This is a genomic window from Phormidium sp. CCY1219 (genome assembly GCF_055795085.1).
In genome coordinates this window covers 1-1,201 of the sequence record NZ_JAYFEQ010000092.1, presented here as the reverse complement: position 1 = coordinate 1,201, position 1,201 = coordinate 1, and the positions used below count along the sequence as shown (strand labels likewise).

2 protein-coding genes are annotated in these 1,201 nt (G+C 44.4%); both read left to right on the top strand.

The annotated features are described in order from the left end of the window. Positions 1 to 307 precede the first annotated feature (307 nt). Positions 308 to 532, top strand: coding sequence for a hypothetical protein (locus tag AC0QH1_RS00560; protein WP_324628786.1), 225 nt, complete (start codon positions 308 to 310; stop codon positions 530 to 532). Continuing rightward, positions 529 to 795, top strand: coding sequence for a Txe/YoeB family addiction module toxin (locus AC0QH1_RS00555; RefSeq protein WP_324628785.1), 267 nt, complete (start codon positions 529 to 531; stop codon positions 793 to 795). Before AC0QH1_RS00560 ends, AC0QH1_RS00555 begins: the two co-directional genes overlap by 4 nt. Positions 796 to 1,201 lie beyond the last annotated feature (406 nt).

Sequence of the window (1,201 nt, the reverse complement as noted above, 5' to 3'; positions counted from 1 at the left end):
GTGCTCAGGCCCCCGCAATGCGATCGCGCAAATTTCACCCCCAATTGTCTTCGGGGGTCACACACCCTACGCGATCGCTTTGAGGGGGTATATACAAAGACTTTTCGTTACCCGGATTCGGTATCCACCCTTCTTGCCAAGCTGAGACTTTTAGTGACCGTTTGCCTCAGCCCGATGCGAGCTGCTATCATTAAAGAATGAGTGCGGGTTCGGTTGCGTTCCCGTAACTCCTTTGACAAAAGAGGCGATCGCACCACACCTGACGTCCTACTCGATCGCTGTTCAAATTCAACAGTAGGTAAAAACAATGTCAACCGTCTATCATTTAAAAGCCAGCGAAATCAACCCGAGTTTAATAGAAGAAATCAAAGCAAAATTTGGTGATAAATATATTTCAATAATCGTTTTTGAAGGAGATGAAACTGCCTATTTATTGCAATCTGAAATCAATAAAATTAAGCTATTAAAAGCAATTGAGAATGCGAAAAAAGGTCGAAATTTAGTCGAAGTTAATATAGAGGAGTTGCAATGAGCAGAAGAATCATTTTTGAAGCTTCTGCTTTTGCCGATTTTAATGAATGGGCAAAAATAGACAAGAAAACTTATCGCAAAATTGTCGAACTGATTAAGAATATAGACAGAACACCATTTGAAGGATTAGGTAAGCCCGAACCTTTGAAATACGAGTTAAGTGGGTTTTGGTCAAGGCGGATTGATAATGAAAATCGTTTAATTTATCAAGTGACCGATAAAGAAATTTTGATTGTAGCTTGCAAGTATCACTATAGTGAATAGAATTGAATTGCCTTAAGCGTGCCTATTAAGCCGACTTACCCTATCGAGGTCTGATGAAATTGCAATTGGCGCGAACCCAAGATTTAAGTTAAGCCAGTCGGATGATGGCAGAGGCAAACCTGGAGGAAATCGCCCAAGTCAAATCGGCGATCGCTCTCAGCCATCGTAGGGTGTGTGACTCCCGCAATCCGCTGATGCAATTTCACCCCCAATCCTCTCCGGGGGCCTGAGCACCAAATGGCGTCATTAACTCCCCTCATCCGATTCTCCCACCGATGGGGTCGGTGCGTGACCCCCACAATGCGATCGCGTAATTTGACCCCCAATCTTCTTCGGGGGTCACACACCCTACTGCAATTTCACCGCCAATTTTCTCCGGGGGTCTGAGCACCGAATGGCGTCATTA

Excerpts from the sequence above, each read along its gene's own strand:
- AC0QH1_RS00560 (WP_324628786.1), top strand. The coding sequence starts at position 308 with ATGTCAACCGTCTATCATTTAAAAGCCAGCGAAATCAACCCGAGTTTA.
- AC0QH1_RS00555 (WP_324628785.1), top strand. The coding sequence starts at position 529 with ATGAGCAGAAGAATCATTTTTGAAGCTTCTGCTTTTGCCGATTTTAAT.